This window comes from Streptomyces glaucescens, from assembly GCF_002154375.1.
GTDB classification, from domain to species: domain Bacteria; phylum Actinomycetota; class Actinomycetes; order Streptomycetales; family Streptomycetaceae; genus Streptomyces; species Streptomyces glaucescens.
The window spans coordinates 1-7,693 of record NZ_MUND01000693.1 but is presented as its reverse complement, the minus strand read 5'-3'; the positions used below and the strand labels follow the sequence as shown (position 1 = coordinate 7,693).

The window sequence follows — 7,693 nt, the reverse complement described above, 5'->3', positions numbered from 1 at the left end:
GCGCTGCGGGTGCGGGTGCGGGTGCGGGTGCGGTTGCGGGTGCGGGCTGCGGGAGCCGGGGGTGGGGCGTCGGCCGACGCTCGGTCAGACGGTCTTCTCGATGACCGTCCTGATCCGCCGTAGCGTCTCCGCGAGGTCGCCGGCGACCTTCTCGCCCCACTCCTCGAAGAACCGGCGCTTCGCGTCCGTGTCCATCTCCGCGGTGATGCCGCGGATTCCTTCGGTGGGGGCGTCCATGCGGAAGTGGTGCACGAGCAGGGTGTCCTCGCCGTCCGGCTCGACGTCGAAGCCCCAGACGCTCTGCTGCTTCTCGCCCTTGCTGTCGTGCATGGCCCAGCGGAAGGTGCGGCCGGNNCGTGGGTGGTCCACCGGCCGCGCACCACCGGCGCCCAGGCGACCACGTCCTCGCTGCGCAGGTTCTCGCCGCGGAAGACGGAGCCGACGGCGCCGGGTTCCCCGGTGACCCAGGTGCCGCCGAGGCATTCGGGACTCCATTCGCCGCTGCGGGGCAGGTCGCTGACGACCGCGTAGACCTCGTCGGGGCGGGCGGAGACGGTGATCTCGGCGCGGGCGGAGAAGAGGGGCTGGGTGGACACGGATGTACCTCCGTTGGCGTGGTGGCGTGAAGACGCGGGGCGGAAAGCGGTGCGGGAGGTGGTGCACGGACGGTGCGGAAGGCGTTCTCGTGCGGTGGTGTGCCGCCCGCCTGAACTGAACTATACGGTTCGGTTCAGTTGTAGGCAAGGGGTCCGCCCCCGATCCCTAGACTGAGTGGCCGTACGAGCACCGAGGAGTCGACATGCGCACAGCGAAGAGCGCCCCCGAGGGGCCGCCGGCCGCCCCGTCCGGAGCACGGGCCGCGCGGAAACGGCAGGCCATCCTGGAGGCGGCCCACCGGGTCTTCCTGCGCGAGGGCTTCGGTGCCGGCGTGGATCTGCTGGCCGCCGAGGCGGGCGTCTCCAAGGTCACCCTCTACAACCACTTCGGCAGCAAGGAGAACCTCTTCAAGGAGGTGATCGGCCGCACCCTCGACGAGGCGCTGGGCGCCTCCGAGTCGCTGATCATCGACCGGCTCGCCGAGTCCGACGACGTCCGGGCCGACCTCCTCGCGGCCTGCCGCTCCTGGGTGTCCGGCCTCGCCACGCCCGAGGTGCTGGCCCTGCGCGACGTCATCGCCGGTGAACGCCGCCGCTTCCCCGCACTCGGCGAGATCTGGCAGGAGCGCGGCCCGGTACGGCAGCACGCGGCGCTCGCCCGGGCCCTGGGCCGGCTCGACGAGCGCGGTCTGCTGCGGATCCCGGACATGGAACTGGCGGTGCTCCAGCTGTCGGGCCTGGTGCTCTCCCCGCACCTGGTCTACGGCTCGTACGGCGCGGACATGAGCGCGTCGCTGGCCGACCGCCTGGTGGAGGGCGGCGTCGACATGTTCCTCGCCCGCTACGGCACCGGTGCCGCGGTACCGGGGAAGTAATAGGGGCCGGTCCCGGAAGGGTCCCGCTCAGTCGTCGTAGCGGCCCAGCCGCCCGGCGGCGTGGTCGGCGTGGGCGCGGGCGATCTGCTGCGGGGTGTTCATGACGAACGGCCCGCTGCGCACGACGGGTTCGCCGATCGGCTCGCCGGCGAGGAACAGCAGGTCGGCGCCGGTCGGTCCGCCGGCCACGCGGACGGTGGTGCCGTCGTCGCCGAGGACGGCCAGTTCGCCGTCCTCCGCGACGCGCCCTGCCACGGAGGCGCTGCCGGTCAGCACGTACACCGCCGCGTTGTGCCCGGCGGGGGCGGGCAGTTCGGCCGACTCGCCCGGGGCGAGACCGGCGTGGACGACGGTCACCGGGACCTGGGTGTCGAAGGGGCCCGTCGCCCCGAACGCGGAGCCCGCGATCACCTTGAACCAGGATCCGCCGAGCGTGCGCACCACGGGGATGTCCGCCGGGCCGCGGTTCTGGGTGCGCGGGCGCAGTCCCTTGCGGGCGGCCGGGAGGTTGACCCAGATCTGGAGGTTGTGCTGGAGCCCGCCGGCCCGCCGGAAACCCTCCGTCGGCATGGCCGAGTGGACCACGCCGGCGCCCGCGGTGAGCCACTGCACGGCCCCCGGCGGCACCACGCCCCGGCTGCCGGTCGAGTCCGCGTACTCCAGGTCGCCCGCCAGGACGTAGGCGATCGTCTCGAAGCCCCGGTGGGGGTGGTCCGGGGCGCCCTTCGCCTCGCCGGGCCCGAGCCGCACCGGACCGACCTGGTCGACCATCAGGAACGGGTCGAGCAGCGGCAGGCGGTCCGTCGGGAACGGCCGCCGGACGGGGAAGCCTTCGCCCTCCACGGTGTGGACGGGGGGCAGGACGGCGGTGACCGAGCGGGTGGCGGTGCTGTTCTTGGCGGCCTGCATGACGACACCTTCCGATGGGCGACGGGAGTCGGGGAGCGTAAGTGGACTGAACTGTATAGTTCATTTATACGCGCCGTCCCGACACCCGGCAAGGGCCCCCGACGTGACACACGAGCTGACACAGTCCGCCGCCCGCGCTCGCGGCCCCCTCGCGGACGACGGCAGACTCCCTGCCGTAACCCCCCGCTGACGCAACACCGTTGGAAGGACCGCTCATGCCCGAGCTCAAGATCCTGGCCATCTCCGGCAGCCTGCGCTCCGCCTCCTACAACGGCGCCCTGGTGCGCGCGGCGCAGAAGTTCGCCCCGGGAGACCTGACGGTCGAGATCTACGAGGGCCTGCGCGACATCCCCCTCTACGACCAGGACCTCGACACCGCGACGCCCCCGGCCGCCGTGGCCGACCTGCGCCGCCGTATCACCGAGGCGGACGGCCTGTTCATCGCCACCCCCGAGTACAACTACGGCATCCCCGGCCCGCTGAAGAACGCCCTCGACTGGGCGAGCACCCCCGGCCTGAACTCCTCGCTCACCCGCAAGCCGATCGCCCTCGCCGGCGCCGCCCCGTCCAACTTCGGCACCGTGCGCGCCCAGCTGTCGCTGCGCCAGCTGTTCCTGTGGACCGACTCCCAGGTCGTCGGCAAGCCCGAGCTGCAGATCTTCCGCGCCCACGAGCGCTTCGACGAGGCCGGCAACCTCACCGACGAGTCCACCATCGAGCTGCTGCGCGGCCTGCTCGACGCCCTCGCCGCCCGGATCCGGGACAGCAAGGCGGTCCCGGCCGCCTGACCCGCGGACGGCCGTCCCACGCGGACCGTCCCCACAGACCCCGAAGGGCCGTTTCGTTCCCCCGTACGGCCCTTCGGCACATTCCCGCCCCGGAACCAGAGGGAGTTGGCAAGGCATGCGTGCGGCGTTCATAGAAGAGCTGGGTCCGGCGGAGAACATCCGCTACGGCGAGGTGCCGGCACCGGATCCGGGCCCCACGGACGTCCTGGTCGAGGTCGAGGCCGTGTCGGCCAACCCGGTCGACACCTTCGTACGGTCCGGGATCTTCCGCACCCCCGTCGAGTTCCCGTTCGTCATCGGCCGCGACCTCGTCGGCACCGTCGTCACCGCGGGGCCGGGCGCCCCGGGCTTCGCCCCCGGCGACCGCGTCTGGTGCAACAGCCTCGGCCACGGCGGCCGGCAGGGCGCCGCCGCCGAGCGGGCCGTCGTCCCCGCCGACCGGCTCTACCACCTGCCCGCCGGCCTCGACCCGGCCACCGCCGTCGCCGTCCTGCACCCTGCGGCCACCGCTTACCTCGGCCTGTTCACCCACGGCCGGGTCCGCCCCGGCGAGACGGTCCTGGTCGCCGGGGCGGCCGGCAACGTGGGCGGCGCCCTGGTCGTCATGGCCGCCGAGGCCGGCGCCCGGGTCGTCGCGACCGCCGCCGCCCGCGACGCCGAGTACGTCGCCTCGCTCGGCGCGCACACGGTGCTGGACTACCGCGACCCCGGCCTGCCGGAGCAGCTCCGCAAGGAGTGCCCGGACGGCGTCGACGTCCACCTCGACACCTCCGGCACCAACGACCTCGCCACCGCCGTCGACAGCCTGGCGCACCGGGGGCGGATCGTGCTGCTGGCCGGCGCCCGCACCCAGCCGGTGCTGCCCGCCGGGCCCCTCTACATGAAGGACGGCTCCGTCGTCGGCTTCGTCATCTCCCACGCCACCACCGCCGAACTCGCCGAAGCCGCCCGCACGGTCAACCACCTGCTGTCCTCCGGCCGGCTGCGCCCCCGCTCCCTGGAACGCGTCCCCCTGGCCGAGGCGGCCCGCGTCCACCAGCGCCTGGAGGCGGGCGAACTGCACGGGCGACGCGTGGTGCTGGTGCCGTAGCGGACCGGCAACCGGCCATCTCCGATGCCCCTCCGATCCGACACATGATCCCCGGACCTGACGGACTGTTCACGCACCCCCCGGACCGTGAACGGCCCGCTGCGAGACTCGGCGCCATGGACGACACCCTCGCGTCACCGGCAGCGATCCCGGCACCGGTGCCATCGCCGCCGTCCCCGGCCGCACGGGTCTCGCCACCGGGGGCACGCGACCGCCACGGAAGGCGGCGCTTCGGCGTGCTCGGCACCGTGCACCTGACGCTCAACGCCTCCGTCTCGGTGACCTTCGCGGCCGGCCCGGCGATGCAGCGCGAACTCGGCCTGACCCGGACGGACCTCGTCCTCGACACCGCCGCGTACGGTCTCGCCTTCAGCGGGCTGCTCCTGCTCGGCGGCCGGCTCACCGACCGGGGCGGCCGGCGGACCGTGTTCGCCCTGGGCACCGGCCTGTTCGCACTCGCCTCCCTCGCCGCCGCGCTCGCCCACGGGCCCTGGACACTGATGGCCGCCCGCTTCGCGCAGGGCTGCGGGGCCGCGCTGGCCGCGCCCGCCGCGATGGCCCTGCTGAAGACCGTCTTCCCCGAGGGCCGGGCCCGCTCCGCCGCCACGGCACTGTGGGGACTGCTCGCCAGCCTGGGCGCCTCGGCCGGAATCCTGCTCAGCGGCGCGCTGGTCACCTGGACGTCCTGGCGGTGGAGCTTCGTCGTCCTGGCAGCGGCGGCCGCCCTGGCACTCGCCGCCGCCGTACGCACCCTTCCGCCCGGACCACCCCCGGACCGCGTCCCCATGGACCTGCTCGGCGCCCTCTTCGGCACCGGCGCGCTGACCATGCTCGGCTGCGGCTGCGCGCTGGCCGGCCCGTACGGCTGGTCCTCGGCACCCGTACTCGGCGCACTGGCCGCCGGAGCCGTCCTGCTCACCGCCTTCACGGCCACCGAACGCCGGGTGCCCGCCCCCCTGCTGCCACGCGGCTTCCTCGCCTCCCGCCCGCGCGCCACCGCCCTCGTGTGCGCCCTGTTCGGCCCCGGCACCGGTGCGGCCACCGCGTTCCTGCTCGCCCTCTACCTCCAGCAGACCCGCGGCTACTCCGCCCTCGCCAACGCCGGGGCGTTCCTTCCGTACACCGCGGTGCTGCTCGCCGTCGGCACCGTCGCCGGCCCCGCCGTGGCCCGGCTGGGCCCCCGCACGGTCGCCGTGACCGGCGCGGCGGCGATCGCCGCCGGGCTGTACGGCATCGGCGGCATCGGCATCCGCACCGCATCGACCCCGGCGCTGCTGACCGGCATGGCCGTCGTCGCCTGCGGCATCGGCCTGCTGATGTCGGCGGCCGTCGTGGCGGCCGTGGCCGGCGCGGGCGACCGGGAGACCGCCCTGGCCGGCGCGGTGGTGAACGCCGCGATCCTGGCCGGGCCGACCCTCAGCATCGCCCTGGTCACCTCGGCGGTCCAGTCCCGCACGGCCGGCCTGGCAGCCGCCGGCCACCCCGCCGCAGCGGCCGGCGGCTACGCCTTCGCCTTCGAGGCGCTCGCCGCCGCCGCCGTGCTGCTCTGCGCGACGGCGGCGTACGGCCTGCGCCCGAACGCCACGACAGCGCCGCACGGCCTGCCCCCGACCGCGTGAACCGGTTGTCCACAGCCGAGCAGCGGAGTTGTCCACAAGGCTGACGCGCTCGCGCCGGGCGGCGGTACGGTCGGCACGAGCTGATGTCGGGCGGCCGGGTGCCGTGCAAGGACGGGGGAGGCGGTCGAAGTGACCGAGGTGAACGCGAAGGCGCGGATCGGAAGGCAGGCCGGAGAGCAGTCCCGGGCGGGGGCCGGAGCACAGCCGGGAGCGAGGGCCGCCGCGAGGGCGGAAGCGGGAGCGGCCGGGGAGCCGGGAACACGGCGACGGCTGCCCCAGGTGCGCGGATTCGCCGAGTGGCCCGCCCAGGGCTCGCCCAAGGAGGAAGGCAAGGCCCTGCGGGACCGAGTGCCACGGCACGCGCACGCCCGCCTCGACCTCGACGCCTCCCGCCCCGACGCGGTGACCGCGGTCGAGGAGTCCAACCGCGACCGCATACCCGAGCTGACACCGCTGCGCATCGGCCGGATGGCGGCCACGCCGTTCGCCTTCCTGCGCGGCACGGCCGCCCTCATGGCGTACGACCTCGCCCGCACCCCCGTCACCGGCATCGGCGCCCAGATCTGCGGCGACGCGCACGCGGCGAACTTCGGACTGTACGGCGACGCGCGCGGCGGCCTGGTCATCGACCTCAACGACTTCGACGAGACGGTGCACGGCCCCTGGGAATGGGACCTCAAACGGCTCGCCACCTCCCTGGTGCTCGCTGGCCGGGAGGCCGGCGCCGACGAGGACACCTGCCGCGCGGCGGCCCACGACGCGGTGGGCGCCTACCGCCGCACCATGCGGCTGCTGGCCAAACTGCCGGTCCTCGACGCGTGGAACGCCATCGCAGACGAGGAACTGGTCTCGCACACCGACGCCCACGACCTCCTCGGCACCCTGGACCGGGTCTCGGAGAAGGCACGGGCCAACACCAGCGGACGGTTCGCGGCCAAGTCGACCGAGCCCGCCCCGGGCGGCGGACGCCGCTTCGTGGAGGCACCCCCGGTGCTGCGCCGGATACCCGACGCGGAAGCGGCGGCGGTCGCCGCGGCCCTGGCGGAGTACACGACCACGCTCCCCGAGGACCGCCTCCCCCTGCTGGCCCGGCACGCCGTGCACGACGTGGCGTTCCGCGTGGTCGGCACAGGCAGCGTGGGCACCCGCTCGTACGTCGTCCTCCTCCTCGACCACCGCGGCGAACCCCTGATCCTCCAGGTCAAGGAGGCCCGTCCGTCCGCCCTGCTGCCCCACCTGACGACCGCCGGATTCCAGGCCCCGCCCGTGGAGCACGAAGGCCACCGGGTCGTGCTCGGCCAGAAGCGCATGCAGGTGGTCAGCGACACGCTCCTGGGCTGGACGACGGTCGACGGCCGCCCCTTCCAGGTCCGCCAGTTCCGCAACCGCAAGGGCAGCGTCGACCCGGCCGCCCTCGCCGCCGACCAGATCGACGACTACGCCCGTATGACCGGCGCCCTCCTGGCCCGTGCCCACTCCCACAGCGCCGACCCGCGCCTGATCGCCGGCTACTGCGGCAAGAACACCGCACTGGACGAGTCCATGGCCGCCTTCGCCCTCACCTACGCCGACCGCACCGAAGCCGACCACGCGGAACTGCTCACGGCGATCCGCGCGGGACGGGTGGCGGCGGAGATGGGGGTGTGAGGGGAGGGCGTGGGTCTGAGGAGTGCTGGGCCTGGGGGTGAGCGCGGGGTCCGAGGAGTGCTGGGTGCTGGTCCTGGAGGTGAGCGCGCGGTCTGGGCGAGCGCTGAGCCCGGGGTGGACCGCCAGAGCTTGGTGAGCGCTGGGCCTGGAGGGAGAGAGGGGGGGCCTG

The 7,693-nt window shown here is 74.4% G+C and carries 7 protein-coding genes; 5 read left to right on the top strand and 2 right to left on the bottom strand.

Features of this window, described 5'->3' with window-relative positions; genetic code table 11:
• Positions 1 to 596 (bottom strand): SRPBCC family protein (locus CCN42_RS46310; RefSeq protein WP_425444737.1); only part of this gene is annotated, 596 nt, incomplete at its 3' end.
• A gap of 203 nt (positions 597 to 799) precedes the next feature.
• On the opposite strand from CCN42_RS46310, the gene CCN42_RS35215 reads away from it, so the two are divergent.
• On the top strand, positions 800 to 1,471 hold the full coding sequence (locus CCN42_RS35215; protein ID WP_086167880.1) for a TetR/AcrR family transcriptional regulator: 672 nt from the start codon (positions 800 to 802) through the stop codon (positions 1,469 to 1,471).
• 27 nt (positions 1,472 to 1,498) lie between these two features.
• On the opposite strand, the gene CCN42_RS35210 is transcribed toward CCN42_RS35215, so the two are convergent.
• Positions 1,499 to 2,380 (bottom strand): pirin family protein, encoded by an 882-nt coding sequence (locus tag CCN42_RS35210; protein WP_086167879.1) that lies wholly within the window; start codon positions 2,378 to 2,380, stop codon positions 1,499 to 1,501.
• A gap of 215 nt (positions 2,381 to 2,595) precedes the next feature.
• Between CCN42_RS35210 and CCN42_RS35205 the strand changes: the two genes are divergently transcribed.
• From CCN42_RS35205 to CCN42_RS35190, 4 genes are all read left to right on the top strand, one after another.
• Entirely contained in the window at positions 2,596 to 3,168 is a 573-nt protein-coding gene (locus tag CCN42_RS35205; RefSeq protein ID WP_086741446.1) for an NADPH-dependent FMN reductase, read from the top strand.
• A 115-nt stretch (positions 3,169 to 3,283) separates the two neighbouring features.
• Complete coding sequence (locus CCN42_RS35200; RefSeq protein WP_086741445.1) at positions 3,284 to 4,258, top strand: NADPH:quinone reductase; 975 nt, start codon at positions 3,284 to 3,286, stop codon at positions 4,256 to 4,258.
• 236 nt (positions 4,259 to 4,494) lie between these two features.
• Complete coding sequence (locus CCN42_RS35195) at positions 4,495 to 5,877, top strand: MFS transporter (protein WP_158102179.1); 1,383 nt, start codon at positions 4,495 to 4,497, stop codon at positions 5,875 to 5,877.
• A gap of 138 nt (positions 5,878 to 6,015) precedes the next feature.
• Positions 6,016 to 7,524 carry a DUF2252 domain-containing protein gene (locus tag CCN42_RS35190; RefSeq protein ID WP_422641240.1) on the top strand — a complete coding sequence of 503 codons (1,509 nt, stop codon included), beginning with the start codon at positions 6,016 to 6,018 and terminating at the stop codon, positions 7,522 to 7,524.
• Positions 7,525 to 7,693: the final 169 nt, after the last annotated feature.